The sequence below is a fragment of the Microcoleus sp. D2_18a_D3 genome, from assembly GCF_036702455.1.
Classification (GTDB): Bacteria; Cyanobacteriota; Cyanobacteriia; order Cyanobacteriales; family Microcoleaceae; genus Microcoleus.
The window spans coordinates 1-20,192 of the sequence record NZ_JAUBTK010000053.1; the positions used below are offsets into that span (position 1 = coordinate 1).

General features: G+C 45.6%; 17 protein-coding genes. 9 read left to right on the forward strand and 8 right to left on the reverse strand.

Annotated features, from left to right (window positions below):
* Window positions 1-617: 617 nt before the first annotated feature.
* From QUB06_RS22165 to QUB06_RS22175, 3 genes are all read right to left on the reverse strand, one after another.
* Window positions 618-1,994 carry an oligosaccharide flippase family protein gene (locus QUB06_RS22165; protein ID WP_333437099.1) on the reverse strand — a complete coding sequence of 459 codons (1,377 nt, stop codon included), beginning with the start codon at window positions 1,992-1,994 and terminating at the stop codon, window positions 618-620.
* Between the two features lie 182 nt (window positions 1,995-2,176).
* Window positions 2,177-2,965, reverse strand: coding sequence for a TIGR03943 family putative permease subunit (locus tag QUB06_RS22170; RefSeq protein ID WP_333341691.1), 789 nt, complete (start codon window positions 2,963-2,965; stop codon window positions 2,177-2,179).
* A gap of 139 nt (window positions 2,966-3,104) precedes the next feature.
* Window positions 3,105-4,184 carry a permease gene (locus QUB06_RS22175; protein WP_333437100.1) on the reverse strand — a complete coding sequence of 360 codons (1,080 nt, stop codon included), beginning with the start codon at window positions 4,182-4,184 and terminating at the stop codon, window positions 3,105-3,107.
* A 980-nt stretch (window positions 4,185-5,164) separates the two neighbouring features.
* Between QUB06_RS22175 and QUB06_RS22180 the strand changes: the two genes are divergently transcribed.
* Window positions 5,165-6,604 carry an ATP-binding protein gene (locus tag QUB06_RS22180; protein ID WP_333437101.1) on the forward strand — a complete coding sequence of 480 codons (1,440 nt, stop codon included), beginning with the start codon at window positions 5,165-5,167 and terminating at the stop codon, window positions 6,602-6,604.
* A 286-nt stretch (window positions 6,605-6,890) separates the two neighbouring features.
* Here QUB06_RS22180 and dnaN read toward each other — a convergent pair whose 3' ends face one another.
* The 3 genes from dnaN to dnaA form a co-directional block, all read right to left on the reverse strand.
* Window positions 6,891-8,030: a DNA polymerase III subunit beta gene (gene dnaN, locus QUB06_RS22185; RefSeq protein ID WP_006632140.1), complete on the reverse strand. Its 1,140-nt coding sequence runs from the start codon at window positions 8,028-8,030 to the stop codon at window positions 6,891-6,893.
* Window positions 8,031-8,328: 298 nt separating this feature from the next.
* Entirely contained in the window at window positions 8,329-8,643 is a 315-nt protein-coding gene (locus QUB06_RS22190; protein WP_333437102.1) for a hypothetical protein, read from the reverse strand.
* 18 nt (window positions 8,644-8,661) lie between these two features.
* Window positions 8,662-10,035, reverse strand: a complete 1,374-nt coding sequence (gene dnaA, locus QUB06_RS22195) for a chromosomal replication initiator protein DnaA (RefSeq protein WP_333437103.1) — start codon at window positions 10,033-10,035, stop codon at window positions 8,662-8,664.
* 206 nt (window positions 10,036-10,241) lie between these two features.
* On the opposite strand from dnaA, the gene QUB06_RS22200 reads away from it, so the two are divergent.
* From QUB06_RS22200 to QUB06_RS22225, 6 genes are all read left to right on the forward strand, one after another.
* Complete coding sequence (locus tag QUB06_RS22200; RefSeq protein WP_333437104.1) at window positions 10,242-11,483, forward strand: HhoA/HhoB/HtrA family serine endopeptidase; 1,242 nt, start codon at window positions 10,242-10,244, stop codon at window positions 11,481-11,483.
* Window positions 11,443-11,589 carry a hypothetical protein gene (locus QUB06_RS22205; RefSeq protein WP_333437105.1) on the forward strand — a complete coding sequence of 49 codons (147 nt, stop codon included), beginning with the start codon at window positions 11,443-11,445 and terminating at the stop codon, window positions 11,587-11,589. Before QUB06_RS22200 ends, QUB06_RS22205 begins: the two co-directional genes overlap by 41 nt.
* A gap of 48 nt (window positions 11,590-11,637) precedes the next feature.
* Window positions 11,638-12,171: a peptide deformylase gene (gene def, locus QUB06_RS22210; protein ID WP_333437106.1), complete on the forward strand. Its 534-nt coding sequence runs from the start codon at window positions 11,638-11,640 to the stop codon at window positions 12,169-12,171.
* A gap of 54 nt (window positions 12,172-12,225) precedes the next feature.
* The gene (locus QUB06_RS22215; RefSeq protein WP_333437107.1) at window positions 12,226-12,798 is read left to right on the forward strand and encodes a TerD family protein; all 573 of its coding nucleotides are present in this window, start codon (window positions 12,226-12,228) and stop codon (window positions 12,796-12,798) included.
* A gap of 51 nt (window positions 12,799-12,849) precedes the next feature.
* Window positions 12,850-14,352 (forward strand): TerD family protein, encoded by a 1,503-nt coding sequence (locus tag QUB06_RS22220; RefSeq protein ID WP_333437108.1) that lies wholly within the window; start codon window positions 12,850-12,852, stop codon window positions 14,350-14,352.
* Between the two features lie 81 nt (window positions 14,353-14,433).
* Window positions 14,434-15,033, forward strand: a complete 600-nt coding sequence (locus tag QUB06_RS22225) for a TerD family protein (protein ID WP_333158968.1) — start codon at window positions 14,434-14,436, stop codon at window positions 15,031-15,033.
* Window positions 15,034-15,177: 144 nt separating this feature from the next.
* Here the strand turns inward: QUB06_RS22225 and lysS are convergent, their stop codons facing one another.
* Window positions 15,178-16,731, reverse strand: a complete 1,554-nt coding sequence (lysS, locus tag QUB06_RS22230) for a lysine--tRNA ligase (RefSeq protein ID WP_333437109.1) — start codon at window positions 16,729-16,731, stop codon at window positions 15,178-15,180.
* A 747-nt stretch (window positions 16,732-17,478) separates the two neighbouring features.
* Window positions 17,479-17,616 carry a hypothetical protein gene (locus QUB06_RS22235; RefSeq protein ID WP_333110366.1) on the reverse strand — a complete coding sequence of 46 codons (138 nt, stop codon included), beginning with the start codon at window positions 17,614-17,616 and terminating at the stop codon, window positions 17,479-17,481.
* Window positions 17,617-17,650: 34 nt separating this feature from the next.
* Here QUB06_RS22235 and tkt point away from each other — a divergent pair, with 34 nt between their 5' ends.
* On the forward strand, window positions 17,651-19,666 hold the full coding sequence (gene tkt, locus QUB06_RS22240; RefSeq protein ID WP_333437110.1) for a transketolase: 2,016 nt from the start codon (window positions 17,651-17,653) through the stop codon (window positions 19,664-19,666).
* A 245-nt stretch (window positions 19,667-19,911) separates the two neighbouring features.
* Window positions 19,912-20,133, forward strand: coding sequence for a hypothetical protein (locus QUB06_RS22245; protein ID WP_333437111.1), 222 nt, complete (start codon window positions 19,912-19,914; stop codon window positions 20,131-20,133).
* Window positions 20,134-20,192: the final 59 nt, after the last annotated feature.

The following is a 20,192-nucleotide window of genomic DNA, read 5'->3' on the forward strand; positions in this document are numbered from 1 at the left end:
CTCATTCTCTCCTGGCGCGGTGGCTCTAGTTCTTCTTTTGCCACCGTTCTCATCTTTGGTTAGTCTAAACTACAATTTATAGAAGGGAATCATCGTACAAAACAATGTCATCTTCTCTGAATAAAAACCAGTCAAAATTTTCTACTCTTTCGACAAATCCTTCCTGAAGTCTAAACTCTACAAACATGGGGTCGCATTCAGGACCTTCTTGTATTTAAATGCACTTAATTTGATATTCAGGTAAGTAGGCTGTAACGTGCCTGTTCGGTAGATTTTGGATAGTAATACTCACGTCGCAACGATCAAAACTCGTCAATAAGCCATCTATTGTGTGCCTGAGCCTCTCTATTTTTACTGCACATTTTTCTGGATTGTTAGATTATTCAACGGATGTAAGGTGTACGAGATCCGCAAATACTTTGGGTCGTTCTTTTTCGGGCTGTTCGTTTTCTTTGACTAAATTTATAAGGCGATTTATTTGATAAAAAAACATCAGTTTAGTATACCTATGAGCCTATCGGGATCTCTCTTGTAACAGAGCCATTTGTAAAAAGATAAAGTGCATTACTTTTCTTCTTGTATTGTGGTGGCTGACCTATAGACAATCTACTTTTTGTTTACTGAAACAGTTGATTTATTGGACTTAAATCCATCGCTGATATTTTATCGATCGGCAGACCCAAACCAAAAGCCACTCTACACCAAATTAGAGTAGCCAGCACCCCTACAAACAGTGCTGTTAATTGAATATCCTGCCAAAAACAAGTTAGTCCTTCTTTCCACAAACCGTAGTTAGTTACTAGATAGGTAGGAATGTCGCCGAGAGCTACAGCAATCACGGCACCTAAATTACCTTTTAAGTGATATCCCAGCGGTATACTTATACATAGATTCACAAAAGTCAGCAGATTGCCCATAGCTCCGTACTGAGACTTTCCTACGGCTAACAGACAAGAACCCATCATATTGTGGAGGGTGGTGTGCCAGATACCTAACGCCAAGATTGGCATCATCCAAGATGCAGCCTCATACTCTTTGCGATACAGTGTTAAAATTAACTGATCTCCAAAGCTCACAAAAATTGCTAAACCTACGGCTAACGGTATTAGAATTAGCTTGCGGTTTTTAAGTATCTTGGCGCGCAACTCCTCCCGTGGCAAATCTGCCAGCATAGAAATTGAGGGAAAAATCACCCTGCCGCTAATGGCCAGGATTACTTGGCGCGGCATATCGCCGAGAGTAAAAGCGATGCCGTAAATGCCCAACATTGTTAAAGTAAATATTTTACCGAGGATGAGTCTATCGGCTTGAGAACACAAGAAAAACAAAGCCGTAGACAAAAATATCCATTTACCAAAAGAAAATATTTCTTTAGCTGCTTCTTTATCCCAAGCAAAGCGGTTTGACTTGCCGGGAATCAAAAAATGGCTCCATACTACCTCCATTAAAGCTCCAGTCAAGCCGCCTGCAACGATCGCCGAGATGCTGCGATCGAACCAGGCCCAGACAATCATCACTGTTGTAGAAACAATCTGTATGCCCAACTCAAAAATTACTACTTTCTTCACTGCCATTTTGCGTTCTAGGCTGGATGTGGCGGTGGATTTAAACCCTCCTATTAGGGAATTTATACCTATTGTTGGAATTAACCACACGAGACGGGGATCTCCATAAAAATTCGCAACGGGCAGGGTAATTATAACTAAACAAATCCAAATGAAAAAGCTGCGAATAACTTGCAGTGTCCAACCGGTGTTGAGAAATTGAGGATCTTCCCCCCGTTTGTTCTGGATGATACTTGGGCCTAAACCTATGTCTGTAAATAAGTTTATCCCTGTTATAAAAACGTAGGTTAGACCTACCAGACCAAATAGTTCTGGCAAAAGCAGACGCGTCAGGATTAGGTTGCTGGCAAATCGGATAATTTGACTGCTTCCATAGCTGGCGATCGTCCAGGCTGCACCTTTGATTGCTAATTTTTTTTGTGATGACATATACTCAGAGTTTATTTACTAATGACGAGTGTAGTTGCTGAATTTGTTTTTGGCAACTCCTAGAGGATGGTGTTGCCACTTTTATAGCTGACTGTACCTTGTCTTAATTTGCATAGGGAGGACGGGTCTGAGGTGTCCCTCTCACAATAAAGGTAAAATTTAATCTCATACTTACTCCACATCTAATAATCATAAGGGTTTTTTGGTTCGGGAATTGGTTTGAGAGAGGATGCTTGAATGATTAATTTGCGCTTGCCTTGCAGTTCTTCTACGATCGTTTCTCCTTCTATTTCTAGCCAACTATCTGGGGCAAAGGCGGCGCGGCTTTGACCGATCAGTAATTTTACCGGCAACCCGATCGGATAGGCGTCTGCCGCGCAGCAAGTAATGATAAAACGCCCGATCCACATATATTGTTCTGCTATATTGGGGGGATGAATTACAAATCCTTGAACTTTGACTTTTTGACCTCTGTATGTATCCGGTTCGGGGTTGAAATTTAACAGCCGCACCCATTCGACAAGCGATCGCTTTTCTGGTTTTGTATTATTGCGAAATTCTTGGGGTTGCAGTCGGGTGATGGGCAGGGATTCGGTGAGGCCTCGTTCTAATGCTGTCTGGCTGGTAAATGTGCGTGGCGTTGTTAGTAAACCTATTAATGCGACGCTCAACATTAAGGTGCTGCCGATACTGGGGGGAAACAAAGTAACGTGTTCAACTTCTGTGGTTCTGAGAGAGTTATTTGCTGGTGATGTCCGCGATTGCTTTGTGGTGCGATCGAGTTTTAAGAGTTCCCAAGCTTTTAAACCGCCAATAACCATTAAGCCGATTCCTCCCGCTAGAGTCAAGCCAAAGTAATTGGGGTGAATGAGAATGCTTAATTTGCCGGTGATCCAATATTTAAGAAGCAGTATTCCCCAGGCTAAGATAGCTAGGGCGTCCAGCCAGGGGCTAATTTTTTTAAGATTCATTTTTTAATAGTCATTGGTCATTGGTCATTAGTCATTAGTCATTAGTCATTAGTCATTAGTCATTGGTCATTGGTCATTGGTCATTGGTCATTGGTCATTGGGAATCTATCGTTAGTTGTCAGTCCGGGTCCATTTATTATTAACCTAAATGCAAGTTGACAGCGAGGGTCATTAAAAAGGTTAACTGAGCGGCCAAGACAATTAAGTAAACTACTGCTCGACCTTTAAAAATTGACAGCATTAAACCGATGCCTTTGAGGTCAATCATCGGGCCGAAAACGAGAAATGCTAACAGCGAACCGCTGGTAAATGTGGAAGCAAAAGACAGGGCAAAAAAGGCATCTACTGTAGAACAAATCGATACGACTGTGGCTAATAGCAGCATGGCTAGAATCGAGGAAACGGGGCCTTGACCGAGGTTGAGAATTAGTTCGCGGGGCGCGCCAACTTGAATGATGGCTGCGATCGCACTTCCGATTACCAACACTCCTCCCAATTCGCGCAACTCCTGTACCATAGTATCTAAAAGCAGGCGCAGACGCTCTTTAGAAACGCGGTGGAACATGGAGGAAGGTTTCGAGGTTTTTTCTGTTTTGCTTGTTTGTAATCGCTTCCAGTCGTCTTGTAGCAAAGATTCGATCGGCACCACCCCCCCCGGCTGACCCAGCATAAATGTTCCCGACTGCAACAGCAGCGGAGTGTTAGCTTGGACGAGTTCTTTTTCGGAAAACTCTGGTTTTGGCAAAGGGATTGCGCGGGCTACAGAAGGTTGCAGCAGAGGCCGCAAGTCTTTTTGGGCGCTGAACACCCAGCCGATAATTGTGGCTATAAACAGAGAAAATACCACCCGCAAAACTACAATTTCTGGCTGATCCCGAAATGCCGTCCAAGTAGCCCAAATTACCACGGGGTTGATGGTGGGGGCCGCGAGCAAAAAGCCGATCGCGGCTGGTGCGGGTACTCCCTGCATCAATAACCTGCGGGCTACGGGCACGTTACCGCACTCGCACACGGGAAACAAAAAGCCGATCGAACTGCCCATCAAAGCCGCCAGCAGCGGGTTTCGCGGGATGCGCGATACGAGTTTGCGTTCGTCTACAAAGCCCAGCAGCAAACCTGAGAATAAAACTCCCAGCAGCAGAAAAGGTATTGCCTCTACTAACAAGCTGAGAAAAAGGGTAAAAGCATTGTTTAACTGGTTCGTGAGGGCGGGTTGCATCGATCACCTACTGGTAGATTGCTATTTAGTTATACGTCTTTGGTAGAACTCCTTGTAGATCATACCAAAGCATAGCACTAACTTAAGAGCCTGTTAATTTTTTTTAGCATTTTTTTGGCTGAAATTTGTAGACATTCTAATTTATTCAAGACTGATGCCTTGAATAAATTGGACTGATTAAACTTGTTTGAATTTGACTAAAATTTTATTCATATCCGCCTCGTACAGCCACTCAATAATTGACTCTGCCAACCGTCGCAGATTGGATGGATCTTTCGGTTAATAATTGATTGTAGAACAAATGCCAAGGCAGATTTTGCAGATTGCGGGCGAGGCTAACTGTTTTATATAACGATCGCTACAAAATTGGTTTGTAGCGATGACTTTAGTTTTCACTACAAACCTATAGGGGACGCACTGGCAGGTGTGTCGCTGGCTGAGCGTTACGGGGGGTTGCGAGTACCGGATCGGGGAGATGGGATGACATGGCCTCAAATGCCCTAGCTTGCAAGGCGTCCCGCCATCGCGATTGCAAGCTAAAACTCAGGGACGCGATCGCCCTAGCTTTGTGCTTTTAACTTGTTTCAGGGCGTTGTATCGCCGGGGCGATCGGGCAATTCCGATTTTATTCTATTACCAATCAATTATATTTCTCAGCCTAATAATTTATTAACAAAAGGTTAAGACGATAACTTAAGGTTAATGAATAGTTAAATAGTCGAACCAAACGTTAATACCGCTCAACTCAGTATAAAATAAAGTCAGGTATAATTACCAGGGCGCATTTATCTCGGTGATACTCAATCTTGCCTAATACTTTAAGTGGTAAAATTTTTCTTACTACAGTCAGTTTTTTGTGTAATTTAAAATGCAGTGTGCCAGGGGGATGCCGGTCAAAACACTCAACAACTCACCTGTTGACCTTTGGTAGCTGAATGTCTGCTGGCAAATAGAACCCAAAAAAGCGTGCTGATAAATTTATGTTGAATACCTCCTGCGTAGAAAGACCCGTCCAACCCATCTCCGAGGCTGACCTCGGAGAACTTTGTTTAGACTCTACTCTCCAACAATTGTCGCTTTACGATTTTCAGGTAGAAGCTACGGATTGGGGAATGCGAATTTCTCAGATGTTAGAAGCTAATCCGCTGTTACCGGGAGTCATTGTGACCCATCAAGGTGAATTTGCCGGTATGATTTCCCGGCGGAGATTTTTAGAATTTATCAGCCGTCCTTTTGGGCGAGAATTATTTTTAAAGCGACCTGTGAGGGCTTTGTACCGCTTTGCCGAAACAGAGAGTTTAATTTTTCCCAGCAATACTTTAATCGTGGATGCAGCCAGGAAGTCGCTGTTGCGATCGAAAGAACTGCTTTACGAACCGATTGTGGTTCAAGTGTCGCCTCAAACTTATAGTTTGCTAGACGTGCACGAACTGTTAGTAGCGCAATCCAACATTCATGAACTAGCGACCAAATTGCTGAGGCAGCAAACTCAATCTCAACTAATTCAAACCGAAAAACTAGCGAGTTTGGGGCAGATGGTAGCTGGAGTCGCCCACGAAATTAGAAATCCCCTAACCTGCATCAGCGGAAATCTCGGCTTTTTGTCCAACTACTCGAAAGACATCATGGATTTGCTGTCTGCTTACGAACAAATTGTCGGTGACAGCGAAAAAATTGACGGACTCAAAAAAGAGATAGAATTTGATTTTTTGCAAGAAGATTGGGTGGAAATTCTCAAAAGTATGAAAGTTTCATCGCAGAGGCTGACCGAACTCGTCACCAGCCTGCACACCTTTTCTCACATGGACGAAACCCACTTGAAGCAAGCTAACATCCACGAATGTATTGACAGTACGCTGCTAATTATGAAAAACCGTCTGAAGTACGGGATTAAAGTAGTTAAAAGCTATGGTGATTTGCCTTTATTCAAGTGTTACTCTGGTCAGTTGAGCCAGGTATTTATGAATATCATCAGCAATGCGATCGACGCTTTGGAAGAGGTAAAAGAAGAAAATGGTTTTATGCCTGCAATTACTATTGAGACGGAGGTAATAGAGAGTTCTGACGGAGACTGCGTGAATTCGGAATTACTTCAAAATTATGTTAGGGGCGATCGACAAAATGCCAAACAGCTATCCTCCGCCAGCCAAAACGGCGACTTCTGCCCAGAAGCCGCGGAAAAAAATCAAAATAACGCTTGGATAGCCATCCGAATTGCTGATAACGGGCCGGGAATACCGCCAGAAATTCAGCGGCGGATTTTTGAGACATTTTTCACCACTAAACCCGCCGGGAAAGGTACTGGTTTGGGGTTGGCAATTACCCATCAAATTGTTACGGAAAAGCATAAAGGCAAGTTGAACTTGCATTCTACGCCCGGTACAGGTACTGAATTTGAAATTTTGTTGCCATTGATTTGAAGCAATAAGTCATATCAAATCTGTTAGCATCGAAATTATTCCTATCTCTCTTCTCTTGATCTGCGTGAATCAGCGTCAATCCATTGTCATCTGCGGTTAATACATTCTCTTTTTTTAACCGCAGATGAGGGCAGATAAACAGCGATTAACGCAGATGAGTTAGATCGAGTTCGGTTGCACCATCGGTGATTGTTGACTGTTGACTGTTGACTGTTGACTGTTGACTGTTGACTGTTGACTAATGACTAAGGACTACTGACTACTGACTACTGACTACTGACTCTTTTTAAGCTCTTAGCTGCACTGGCATTACCAAGAATGTAGCATTGACTCCGCCCAAAGGCTGGAAAATTACTGGGGCTAAAGCACCGTTTAATTGCAGTTGAATTTCTGGGGATTGAGCAGTTTTCAAAATGTCAATTAAGTATTTCACGTTGAAAGCAATATCTATGCTATCTCCCGAAATCTGTGCGGGCATTGACTCTTTGCCACAGCCGACATCTTTAGCATCTACAGACAAAGTAATTTCCTGATTCTCCTCGTCGATGCTGCATTTGAGAATATTATTTTTTTGGTCGGCAAAAACGGCAATTCTTTCTACTGCTGCTAAGAACGATCGCCTTTCTAAGGTAATTTGCCGCTCAAAAGACGGTGGAATCAACTGGCGGTAGGCGGGATATTGCCCTTCCAAGGTGCGAGTTGTCAGCCGCTGGTCTGCCCATTCAAACACTACTTGACCGTGTTCAAAATGCAGGGTGACAGGTTCAGTCCACTGCCGCATCACCAGCATTCTTTCTACTTCCCGCAATGCTTTAGCGGGGACTGTCACCTCAAATTCTTCTTGGGTTTCTTCGCCTTCAGCTTTTTCATTGGCAGTTTGAACTACTGCCAATCTGTGGCCGTCTGTAGCTGCAAATTCCAGGCAATCTTGCAATACCTTTAAATGCACCCCTGCAAGTACCTGTTTTGCCTCGTCTGGGCTAGTAGCAAATAAAGTTCCTTTGAGTCCTTCTATCAAGGCTTCGGGCGGCAATTTGAGGATTGTTCCGGCTTCGATTGCAGGCAATTCTGGGAATTCTTCCGGGCCCATGCCTCTAACTTGGTAGCTGCCAGAACTGCAAGTGAGATATGCTACGGTGTCTCCCGCTTCGTCTTCTAGAGTAATCTCTCCATCTGGGAGTCTCGAAACAATATCGTTAAGCAATTTAGCGGGTATGGTAAAACTGCCGCCGCCTGTTACTTCTGCTGCGAAGCTGGTACGAATGCCCAAACTGAGATCGAAAGCTGTCAAGCTAACCCGCTGATTTTCCTCATCCGCTACTAAGAGCACGTTGGCGAGTACCGGATGTGTCGGGCGGGAGGGAACGGCCCGACTTACCAACGAGAGGTTGGCGTTGAGGTCACTTTGGGTGCAAACCAATTTCATGGTACGAAGGTTAATTAACCGGATTTGAAACAGAAACAAATGGTATCACAGAAAGCCTGCGGGTCGGTTTTTCTCTGTCAGGGCTTAAGCCTGGGCGCTTATTCCCGGTTTCTACGCAAAATTTTGTCTGTAAAAACGAGAAATCTTCCAAGAAACCGGGTTTCTGAGGTTCGCGCGCGTCGTGAACTATCTGTGTAGGGTGCGAAGGGCTCACCAGTTTTTTTTAGTTTATTGAATTATTTTTGTATCGATCACCCTGTGGAAACTGTGGAAAAAAAAGCTAACTGCTTGCTGGGCGTCACTTATAGGTAATAAATACCTGTGGAAAACTTGTGGAAAAGCTGGTGCGGTCGATCGCCCGCTTATTTTTGTGCAAAAACTGTTTTGGGCGATCGAGTAAAGTTTTCCACAAACCGAGGGCAACTTTTCCACAGGTTTTTCCACAGGCAAGATTGTCTATTATGGGGCATTGGGAATGGGGAATGGGAATTGTTGACTGTTGACTGTTGACTGTTGACGGCGTTGAGTGATGACAACTGACAACTGACAACTGACAACTGACAACTGACAACTGACAACTGACAACCGACAACTGACAACTGACAACTGTCAACAGACAACTGACTTCAAATTAACTTTTGCGACTGACAACGTTAATTCGATCGCTCAACTGACGCAAAGTTTGAGCCAAATTCGGGTCAGTGTTCCGCAACTGAGCAATTTTTTCGCAACTGTAAAGCACAGTCGTGTGATCTTTGCCACCGAACACTTCGCCAACTTTTGGCAAACTCAAACCAGTATGCTGCCGAATTAAATACATCCCTATTTGACGGGCGAGACTAATTTCTCGCCGGCGGGAAATTCCTTTCAAATCTTCAACAGAAACATCAAACTCCTCAGCCACAACTGCAATTACTGCATCTGGCGTTGCTTCTACGCTTTCTGTTTGCGGATTCAAAACCGGGGCGATATTTTCCACGGTCATCGGCAAACCAGTAATTGAAAGATATGCTACTGCCCGAATCAAAGCACCTTCCAATTCCCGAACGTTGGAAGTGTAACTAGAAGCAATGTATTCAATGACATCTCGCGGCAGCCGCATATTTTCATACTCAGCTTTTTTCTGCAAAATTGCCATCCGAGTTTCCAAGTCTGGCAATTGAATGTCGGCAATTAATCCCATCGAAAATCGGGAACACAAACGCTCTTGTAGACGCGGGATTTGCTGTGGCGGACGGTCGGAAGCTAAAACTACTTGGTTTCCTGATTCGTGCAAAGTATTAAAAGTGTGAAAAAACTCTTCTTGAGTGTATTCTTTTCCTTCAATAAATTGGATGTCATCTATTAATAAAACATCGGCTGCCCGATAATGGTCGCGGAAAGTTTGCATACTGTCTTTGCGAATGGCGGCGATTAAATCGTTAGTAAATTTCTCAGTAGAAACGTAAAAAATCTTGGCGTTGGGGTCAATTTCCAAGCGATAATGACCGATCGCCTGCATCAAATGAGTTTTGCCCAAACCGACGCCACCGCACAAAAATAGGGGATTGAATTCTCGGCCCGGAGACTCGGCTACCGCGAGGGAAGCCGCGTGAGCCATGCGGTTGTTGGAACCGACGACAAAGCGGGAAAATAGGTATTTGGGGTTTAAATTGGCAGGTTTGGGGGGGTGAAGCGAGTGGCTTTCCGGGACATCGGCTGCGATGGGAGACGGCCAAATCATGGCGGAGTCACTGCTGCCGCCTGTTTCGTTTCCTCCGGCAATTGTCAAGTAAATGTCTACGGGATAGCCGAGAATTTCGTAGACTGCATCGGCAATGGTTTTGACGTAATATTTTTGCAACCAATTGCGAGCAAAGGGGTTGGGGGCGCTGACGATCAAACAGTTATTTTCGAGTTGTTCGGCCCTGGCAGTTTTGATCCACGTCTCAAAGCTAGGTCTGCTAAGTTGTACCTGGAGACGTTCAAGTATCTGATTCCACAGACTTTCGAGGGGAATGTCCACTGCTCACCTCTGCCGATCGGCATTCAAGATATTAATTCTACTCTAGAGAGTTTAGTCCTCAGATGCTAAAGTTTAAGGGAGTCTGCCGTAGCTTGCGGGGCGGGACGCCATCGCCCAAAAATTTGGGGGCTCTGCAGCCCAAACCAGGTATCGGGGAGCTGTTCAGCAAATATTTAGATTTGGCAGGAAAGCCTTAAAACATGGCCATGAAGAGTTCTACTGGCAAATTTTGGAAGCAACCGGCAATTTACATATTGCTGCTGGTAACGGGAGCCGGGGCCGCCATGTTGGGCGATCGTCTGACGGTTTCTCAATTTCGTGCAAATTCTGGCGATTCTGAACAAAGGGCGCTGGAACCGAAATTGCAACTGCCTCGTAATACAAAGGATCAAGCTAGCAAAGTCTTGCCGCCGGCTTCCTTGTCGGGCGACGGGACTAATGTGAATTTTATTGTGGCTGCGGTGGCAAAAGTTGGCCCGGCAGTGGTTCGGATCGATGCTTCGCGGCGGGTGAAACCCGGAAATAGAGGCCTGTCGCCGGAAGATTTTTTTGGCATAGAACCGAATTCGGGTGGCCGGGGCGGGATCGAACGGGGCACTGGTTCGGGTTTTGTCATCGGTGCCGACGGCGTGATTCTCACTAACGCTCACGTTGTAGAGGGAGCCGATACGGTAAATGTAACTCTCAAGGACGGCCGCAGCTATCAGGGGCGGGTGTTGGGGGCGGATAAGGTGACGGATGTGGCTGTGGTGAAGATTGAGGCGAATAATGTGCCTGTGGTGGCGATCGGCAATTCGGATAAGCTGTTGTCTGGGGAATGGGCGATCGCGATCGGCAATCCTTTGGGTTTGGACAATTCCGTAACTGCGGGAATTATTAGCGCTACGGGACGATCGAGCTCTGATGTGGGCGTGCCCGACAAGCGGGTCGGTTTTATTCAAACAGACGCTGCAATTAATCCGGGGAATTCCGGCGGCCCGCTGCTGAATGCTTCGGGCCAAGTTATTGGCATGAATACGGCGATTATTCAAGGTGCTCAAGGATTGGGGTTTGCGATTCCCATTCAGGCGGCGCAAGAGGTGGCGAAGGAACTGATTTCGACGGGGAAAGTCGAACACGCTTATTTGGGCATTGAAATGGCGACGCTGACTCCGGATGTTAAGGAGCAAATTAACAGCAACGCTAACAGCAGCCTGCGAGTTGCAGTCGATCGGGGTGTGGCTATTGTTAGCGTTGTTCCTAATTCTCCGGCAGCAGCAGCCGGTTTGCGCGCTGGAGATGTGATTCAAAAAATTAACAATCAGCCAATTATTCAGTCGGAAGCTGTTCAGGAGTTCGTGCAAAATGCTAAGGTTGGCGGGCTGTTGCAAATGGAAATCAACCGCAACGGGCAAATAGTTAATTTGAGTGTTAAACCGGGGAGTTTGCCGGTTCAAAAAGTTAGATAAGAAGGAAGAAGGAAGTTCGGCAACGGATGTAACGGATGTAACGGATGTAACGGATGTAACGGATGTAACGGATGGAAGGAAGAAGGAAGAAGGAAGAGGGAAATAATAATTTGTCAGTAGTTAACGAGTAACCAATAACCACTAACCAATAACTATGGCAGAAATCTTACAAATCTCAGAATTAGGAAATCCTGTGCTGCGCCGCAAGTCGCAAGTTGTCGAGAATATTAAGGACGATCGCATTCAACAGTTGATTGACAGCTTAATCTGTACAGTACAGCAGGCAAACGGAGTGGGGATTGCCGCCCCTCAAGCGGCTCAGTCCGATCGCCTGTTCATCGTCGCATCCCGCCCCAACCTGCGGTATCCCCAAGCACCCCACATGGAACCCACAGCGATGATTAATCCCCGGATTGTGGCTGCATCAACAGAGACAGTCAAAGACTGGGAAGGCTGTTTGAGCATTCCGGGGATTCGGGGATTGGTGCCGAGAAGTAGGGCGATCGAGATAGAATACACCAGTAGAGATGGCAAACTCCACCGACAAGAATTGACAGACTTTGTGGCCCGAATTTTTCAACACGAACACGACCATTTAGATGGAATCGTGTTTTTAGACAGAGTGGAAAATACCCACGAACTAATCACAGAGGACGAGTACCAAAAGCAAATTGTCAACTTACTATAACACTTGATATAATTGCTAGTAGTAACGCCAGTGATGTTGTGAATAGGAGGGCGAATGTCTATCAATTTGGAAAAAGGCGGGAGAATCAATCTCTCTAAAGAAGCACCCGGGCTGAAAAATGCCGGGATTGGTTTGGGATGGGATACCAATGCTACAGACACAGGCGCAGCATTTGACTTAGATGCTTCCGTGTTTATGTTGGGGGCTACTGGCAAAATTCCCGGCGAAAAATACTTTGTTTTCTACAACAACAAGGAGTCGCCGGACACTGCTGTAATACATCTGGGAGATAGCAGAACCGGAGAAGGATTTGGCGATGATGAAACAGTTACCGTCGATTTAACCAAAGTCGATCCGGCGGTGCAAGAAATTGTGTTTGTGGTAACTATCCACGAAGCAGAATCGAGAAGGCAAAACTTTGGTCAAGTGCGGAATGCTTTTATCAGGATTTACGACACTACTACTAACACAGAGGTAACGAAGTACGATTTGGACGAGGATTTTTCTAGGGAGACAGCGGTAGAGTTTGGCAGACTTTACAAGAAAGACGGTGAGTGGAGGTTCCAAGCTGTAGGACAAGGCTACAATTCCGGCTTGCAAAGCTTTGTAGAAAAGTATGCCGCATAAAAAGGCGATCGCTCCTAGCTAAATAAATCGAGGGGAAATTCGGAAGCCGGAATGTTTCCCTCGATTTTAAGCAATCAGACTCATGAGGTGACAAACCAGATGGGAATTCAATTAAAGAAGGGCGAAAGATTTAATCTTTCTAAAACATCTCCAACTTTAACAAAAGTTGCGATCGCCCTGGGATGGGAAATAGCAACTCAACTAAATTTATCGGACTCAAACCAGCAAAGCTGCGATATCGATGCCTCTGTTTTTGCGTTAGGTTCAAACGGCAAGATTCCCGATGAAAGATACTTTGTATTTTACAATAACTCACAGTCGCCGGACGGAGCGATCGCCCATTCGGGAGATAATCAAACTGGTCAAACTCTAGGGGATGACGAGACAATTTATGTAGACTTAGAAAAAGTAACGGCTGCTGTTGAGGAAATGGTTTTTGTGGTCACGATTCACGACGCACAAGCTAAACATCAAAATTTCAGCCAAATCAGAAATGCTTTTATCCGATTGTACGATCGCCAAACCGAAAGCGAACTAGCGCGGTATGATTTAACAGAAGGTTTTTCTGAAGAAACAGCAGTCGAGTTTGGACGGTTGTATAAAAAAGATGCAGCTTGGAGATTTCAGGCCGTAGGACAAGGATATAAAGCAGGGTTGCAGAGTTTTGTTGACAAGTATCATTCAGAGACAAAACCGGAAGAAAAGCCAGCACAACGTACAGTAGAACTGCCTAAATTACCAGTTATTGAAGATAGCCACAAAAGTCAGAAAGCTATAGCATTAGACAAAAAGCTTGAGGAGAAAGCGCCGCACATTTTTAATCTCGCGAAGAAAGCCGATATCTCGCTAAAAAAGGCAAATCTCACAAATCACGATGCTAAAGTAGCGCTTTGCCTCGATATTTCGGCTTCCATGTCTTCTCTATACAGTTCAGGAAAAATTCAGCGTTTGGCAGAGAAGATTTTGGCTTTGGGATGTCGGTTTGATGACAACGGATCGATCGACATATTTCTGTTTGGAGTCAACCCCCACAATCCCGGTGAAATGTCGATCGACAATTTCTCAAACTTCATCCACCATATACTGCAACAGTATCCTTTAGAAGGAGGTACTTACTACGGTAAAGTGATGAAGGAAATTAGAAAGTTCTATTTTCCTGACGCTCGCGGTAGCAGGCGCTACGCAGCTATTAAAGCCGATCGACCTGTCTACGTGATGTTTGTAACGGATGGAGAAACTGCTGACGAATCGGAAAGCCAGCAGCAGCTACAATGGTCGTCCCACGAGCCGATATTTTGGCAGTTTATGGCGATCGGCAAGTCGCAGAAGGATGTCAAAAGTAAGGGAGTTCGCGGGTGGTTAGCAAGAGCCGTAGCGAGCGATTTTAGCTTTTTAGAGCAGCTTGACCAAATGGGCGATCGCTACCTAGACAACGCCGATTTCTTCAGTTTACAAGACCCGGAACATATTGCGGATGAGGAATTATACGATTTGTTGACAGCAGAATATCCGCATTGGGTAAAATCAGCGCGACTCAAAAATCTCTTACCCTAGAAACAGCTTTTGCAGCCAAACAAAATGCTAGCTTAGGGCAATCATTCAACTTCACCATAAACCTTACAAAATCACAAAACTATGGCTATCAACTTAACAAAAGGACAATCGATCGTTCTCAGCAAAAGCGAATACGACTTGTCCAGACTGACAATGGCTTTGGGCTGGGATGTTGCACAAGCTAAAAAAGGTCTTTTCGGGCGAAGCAGCGGTGCAAATTTTGACTTAGATTCCTACGCTATGCTGCTGGGAGAAAATGGCAAAATAAAGAACTACAAAGAGGATGTAATTTATTACTCTCATTTGGAGTCAAAGGACAAAACAGTTGTTCACTCAGGCGACAATCTCACGGGGGCTGGAGACGGAGACGACGAACAAATAGTGGTGAAGCTGAGTTCTTTGCCTGCCGAATATCACAAAATTATTTTGGGCGTAAATATTTACGATGGAAAAGAGAGAAAACAGCATTTCGGCTTGGTAGAAAATGCTTTTGTGAGAGCTGTAGATGCCGCCGGGAAAGAAATCGCTCGCTATCGCTTGTCAAATGACCCATCTTATGAAGGAAAATTAAATATGTTGATGGGAGAAGTCTATCGAGAAGGCGGCGAGTGGAAGTTTAAGGCTTTGGGAAATCCTTTGGCTGAGGATATGAACGGTGTTGTCGGTTCGTTTATGCGGTGATCTTAAAAATGTTTTTTTAACCGCAGATAAACGCAGATAAACGCAGATGAAATTCCATCTGCGTTTATCTGTGTTAATCCGCTGATATCTGCGGTTAAAAAATCCCCATGTACTTATTAGACATCTGCAAAAAACCTACTCCAATCAATCTTTGACCGGCCGCATTGTCGGGAACATGACGGCATCGCGGATGCTTTGAGTATTAGTTAAAAGCATCACCAATCTGTCTACGCCGATACCCATTCCCGCACAATTAGGCATTCCCAAAGATAGCGCTTGAATAAAGTCTTCATCCATTGGATGCGCTTCGTCATCGCCGGCATTTTTCTGCGCCAACTGTTCCTCAAACCGCTTTCTTTGCTCTTTCGGATCGTTCAATTCTGAGAAGCCGTTCGAGTATTCTGTACCGTTGATAAATAGCTCGAAACGTTCTACAAATCCCGGCTTGCTGCGATGTCCTTTTGCTAAGGGACTGACTTCGACAGGATAGTCGATGATGAATGTAGGTTGAATTAGTTTGGGGACAACTAATTTGTCAAAAACTGCATACAGCACGTAGCCTAAACTCTGTTGTTCTAACTTAGACAGGTGCAATTCTAGTTTGGTTGCAGAGGCGATCGCACTTTCCAAGTCCAAACTGTCAAAATCCAGCCCAAACTCGTCTCTGACAGCTTCTACCATCGTTTTCACTTGCCAGTGTTTGCCGCTGAAACCGGGATATTTTTCGCTGTAGTCGAACTTCCGTTCTAAACTAATCGTTTCCCCCTGATTTTCAATTTCCTTGACATCCCCAAATACCGCCGCCGCTGCGAAACAAATCACGTCTTCGACAACTCCTAAAATGTCGAAAACATCAGCATAAGCTTGGTAAACTTCTAAAGAGGTAAACTCTGGATTGTGGGTGCTGTCAATGCCCTCATTTCTAAATGCTTTCCCTAGTTCAAATACTCGCTCGAAACCGCCGCAAATTGCTCTTTTTAAGAATAATTCTGGAGCCACTCGCAAATACAAATCCACATCCAAAGCATTGTGGTGAGTGATGAAGGGCTTAGCAGCAGCACCGCCGTAAATAGCTTGCAGCGTTGGCGTTTCTATTTCGTAAAAATTTGCTTGCCAGAGATAGGAACGGATGCTTTGAACGATGCGGCTGCGAAGCATAAAACGGTTGAGCGCATCTTGGTTGCTTGCCAAATCCATTTCGCGGTGACGGCGGCAAACTTCGGGGTCGTTAATTCCATAATAAGAATCGGGAAATTGAATGGTAGCTTTTGATAAAAGCTTTAATTCCCTCACTAAAATAGAAAGTTCTCCCCTGGGGGTGCGGCAGCCGATACCTTCGACGCCGACAAAATCGCCGACATCGAGCAATTTTTTAATTTGTTCAAAGCTCAAACCGACTTCGCCGGTGACGATTGCTTTCTCGATTTTGAGTTGAATTTTGTCTGTGGCGTCTTTTAAATCGATGAAACCAATTTTGCCGCTGTCTCGCTTGGAAGTGATGCGGCCAGCTAATCGCAGGGAAATTTCTTCGGGGTCAGTTTCTCCGTTTTGGAGTTCTTTTCCCGGCTGACTAAATATTTCGCGAACAAGCTTGGCTGTGTGCGATCGCGCGTAGGATTCACTGGGATACGGTTCTATGCCTTGCGATCGCAGTTCGTCTACTTTTTGACTGCGGACTTCGGCTTCACTCAGAGTCATTAGTTATTGCCTGATTAAAATTACAAATATCTGACATCTTGCACTATTCTGGCGATCGTGCACGGCTGGGCGGGCGATCGTGTCCGCCCCACAAGAAAATTCACTGTTTGTGGAACAGGCCCGAAAGGTCTGTTCGTGACAAAGCTGCAAGATGTCAGAAACACCAAACTCTATCTTGACACTCCCCTGGCTGAAGCCGAGGGGATTCTTAATTCAGCGACTGACCTTAAAATGTTCTGTCCTTGCGGCAATTCTTAAACCTTTCAACCGTGGGGATACCACCAATTGACGAGCCTAACTCAGAAACATCCCAGCGGATCTATCTCCAAAAGCGTACTAGGATATTTCCCTAGAGTTCGGGTATGCCCTACCCTACTTAACAATTCGAGCGTAAAAAAGTTTGTGTTTGCTGGATTGAAACCTACATTTTCGGTTTCGACTGTTTATAGTGTTTTCGTCGCACTTTGTCCCCCAGTTTATGCCTAAAAGTGTGTCTCATGTCCCGTTTCACGACGGCAAGGGAGTTTAACCGTGACTGTTTCAGTTTACCATACTGTCCCGTCGTGTCCAAAACTTTTCACGAAAGTTTTTTGAATTGAAAAGATGAGATTTTAGATTCAGGACTGGGGTAAAGAGAGCAGGCAGGATAAATCCTGTAACGCCCTTTCATCCCCGGACTGAAGTCACGGGGTTTTCAGGGTATTCGTTATAACAATTTGCGATCGACTGCACAAAGCGACCGAAACATTAAAAAATTAAGTTGTCTGTCGATCGCAACAGGTGAGATGATATGTAGTGCAGCCTCACGGCAGTTCCACAGAAACTGAACAGCAGAAACGCGAGCGATCGAACTCGGCTCATCGCACCTCTGTCAGAATCGACCACACACACTCTCTCTTAACATATAAAAACCATAATTATGGCTGTTGCAACCCAATCACTCGAAGAACTCTGCATCAACTCTATCCGCTTTTTGGCCATCGATGCGGTAGAAAAAGCAAAATCAGGACACCCGGGACTGCCGATGGGCGCTGCCCCTATGGCCTTCGTGCTGTGGGATCGGTTCATGCGGTTCAACCCCAAAAACCCCAAGTGGTTTAATCGCGATCGCTTCGTCCTCTCCGCCGGCCACGGCTGTATGCTACAGTACGCCCTCCTGTATTTGACCGGCTACGATAGCGTCACCCTCGACGACATCAAGCAATTTCGCCAGTGGGAATCCAGAACCCCCGGACACCCCGAAAACTTCATGACCCAAGGCGTAGAAGTTACCACCGGCCCCCTGGGACAAGGAATTGCTAATGGCGTCGGTTTGGCAATGGCAGAAGCTCACCTCGCTGCTAAGTTTAACAAGCCCGACCACACAATTGTTGACCACTACACCTATGTAATTTTGGGTGACGGCTGCCACATGGAAGGCGTTTCTGCCGAAGCTTGTTCTTTGGCCGGACACCTCGGACTCGGCAAATTAATTGCCTTGTACGATGACAATCACATTTCTATTGAAGGCGACACAAGCTTGGCCTTTACTGAAGATGTGGGCAAGCGTTTTGAAGCTTACAATTGGCACGTTATTACAGTAGACAATACCGCTCTAGACGAAGATACTAACCTAGAAGCAGTTCACAAAGCTATTGAAGAAGCCAAAAAAGTCACGGACAAACCGTCCATGATTAAAGTCCGCACCGTCATTGGTTACGGTTCTCCCAACAAGCGCAATTCCTACAGTGCTCACGGTGCTGCTTTGGGTCCCGATGAAGTGAAAGCAACTCGCGATTTCTTGAAGTGGGAACACGCACCGTTTGAGATTCCTGATGATGCTTTGTCACACTTCCGCAAAGCAGTCGATCGCGGTGCTCAAGCTGAGCAAGAATGGCAGAAAGCTTTTGATGCTTATAAAGCAGCATATCCTGCAGAAGCGGCAGAATATGAGCGCACGGTTGCCGGCAAACTTCCCGAAGGTTGGGATAAAGTTTTGCCGACATACAACCCGGAAGATAAGGCAGATTCGACTCGGAATCATTCTGGAAAATGTTTGAATGCTTTGGCAGGTGTGCTACCTGAATTGATCGGCGGTTCCGCTGACTTGGCATCTTCTAACATGACTTTGCTCAAGGGTGAAAAAGACTTCCAAAAAGGTCAGTACGAAGGACGTAACCTGCGGTTTGGTGTGCGGGAACACGGCATGGGTGCGATCGCCAACGGTATGCTTCTGCACGGCGGTTTAATTCCTTACTGCGCTACTTTCTTGGTATTTGCTGACTATATGCGGGGAGCAATTCGCCTCTCTGCACTCTCGGAAGCTGGAGTTATTTATGTAATGACTCACGACTCCGTAGCCTTGGGCGAAGATGGCCCCACTCACCAACCCGTGGAAACCATCGCTTCTCTGCGCGTAATTCCCGATTTGTTGGTAATGCGCCCTGCGGATGGTAACGAAACATCGGGCGCTTACAAAGTGGCAGTTGAAAGCCGCACTCGCCCAACTTTAATGGCTTTGTCGCGCCAAAATCTGCCCAACTTGGCTGGAAGTTCGATCGAAGGAACAGCCAAAGGCGCTTACATTTTGTCTGACGACGGCGGCACTCCCGACATCATTTTAATCGGCACCGGCGGCGAAACCTACCTCTGCGTTGATGCCGCTGAAAAATTGCGCGCCGCAGGTAATAAAGTGCGCGTAGTTTCGATGCCTTGCTGGGAATTGTTCGACTTACAAGATGCCGCTTACCGCGAATCTGTACTGCCGAAAGCTGTTACTAAACGGTTGGCAGTTGAAGCAGCTTGTAGCTTCGGCTGGGGACGTTATTTGGGTTCCGAAGGCGACAGCATCAGCATCGACACATTCGGCGCTTCTGCACCGGGCCCCGTTGCTTTAGAAAAGTTTGGCTACACCGTTGATAATGTGGTAGCTAAGGCTCAGGCGCTGTTGGGTTAATAGCAGCAGCATAATTTTTGGTGGGGCGGGCTTGGAGCTCGCCCCATTTTTTATAGCAGAAGGAAGTTCGGCAACGGATTCTGTAACGGATGTAACAGATGTAACGGATGGATGAAAGAAGGCTTTAGTTATTTAGAAGATAAGGAAGAAGAAAGGAAAAGTTAAAATCCTAAAATCTCAAATCGGCATCTAGGGTTTCACTTCGTCATACCTCACATCTTGCACCATTGTCAGGAACAGGCAAGATGCCTGTTCCACAAGAAAATTCATCTCTTGTGGAACAGGCATCTTGCCTGTTCATAAAAGGATTGAGAATGGTGCAACATATGAGTTATACCCAACCTAGAGCTCGCTACAGCTCGCGAATCATTGAGAATTGCTATATTAAGACTTACCGAAGAAAAACCCGTTTCTACAACAATATTCGGTTTGGCAACGAGGCATTTATGAAGAAACCGGGTTTTTAGCCCCCCGTGCCTCCAGAACTGTATATTTCAGAGAGTTAAGATAAGTTATAAGTTATTGC

What these genes read in the sequence shown, in the direction of transcription:
- QUB06_RS22165 (WP_333437099.1), bottom strand. Translation starts at nt 1,994, where the DNA reads ATGTCATCACAAAAAAAATTAGCAATCAAAGGTGCAGCCTGGACGATC.
- QUB06_RS22170 (WP_333341691.1), bottom strand. Translation starts at nt 2,965, where the DNA reads ATGAATCTTAAAAAAATTAGCCCCTGGCTGGACGCCCTAGCTATCTTA.
- QUB06_RS22175 (WP_333437100.1), bottom strand. Translation starts at nt 4,184, where the DNA reads ATGCAACCCGCCCTCACGAACCAGTTAAACAATGCTTTTACCCTTTTT.
- QUB06_RS22180 (WP_333437101.1), top strand. Translation starts at nt 5,165, where the DNA reads ATGTTGAATACCTCCTGCGTAGAAAGACCCGTCCAACCCATCTCCGAG.
- dnaN (WP_006632140.1), bottom strand. Translation starts at nt 8,030, where the DNA reads ATGAAATTGGTTTGCACCCAAAGTGACCTCAACGCCAACCTCTCGTTG.
- QUB06_RS22200 (WP_333437104.1), top strand. Translation starts at nt 10,242, where the DNA reads ATGAAGAGTTCTACTGGCAAATTTTGGAAGCAACCGGCAATTTACATA.
- def (WP_333437106.1), top strand. Translation starts at nt 11,638, where the DNA reads ATGGCAGAAATCTTACAAATCTCAGAATTAGGAAATCCTGTGCTGCGC.
- QUB06_RS22215 (WP_333437107.1), top strand. Translation starts at nt 12,226, where the DNA reads ATGTCTATCAATTTGGAAAAAGGCGGGAGAATCAATCTCTCTAAAGAA.
- QUB06_RS22220 (WP_333437108.1), top strand. Translation starts at nt 12,850, where the DNA reads ATGTTTCCCTCGATTTTAAGCAATCAGACTCATGAGGTGACAAACCAG.
- QUB06_RS22225 (WP_333158968.1), top strand. Translation starts at nt 14,434, where the DNA reads ATGGCTATCAACTTAACAAAAGGACAATCGATCGTTCTCAGCAAAAGC.
- lysS (WP_333437109.1), bottom strand. Translation starts at nt 16,731, where the DNA reads ATGACTCTGAGTGAAGCCGAAGTCCGCAGTCAAAAAGTAGACGAACTG.
- tkt (WP_333437110.1), top strand. Translation starts at nt 17,651, where the DNA reads ATGGCTGTTGCAACCCAATCACTCGAAGAACTCTGCATCAACTCTATC.
- QUB06_RS22245 (WP_333437111.1), top strand. Translation starts at nt 19,912, where the DNA reads ATGCCTGTTCCACAAGAAAATTCATCTCTTGTGGAACAGGCATCTTGC.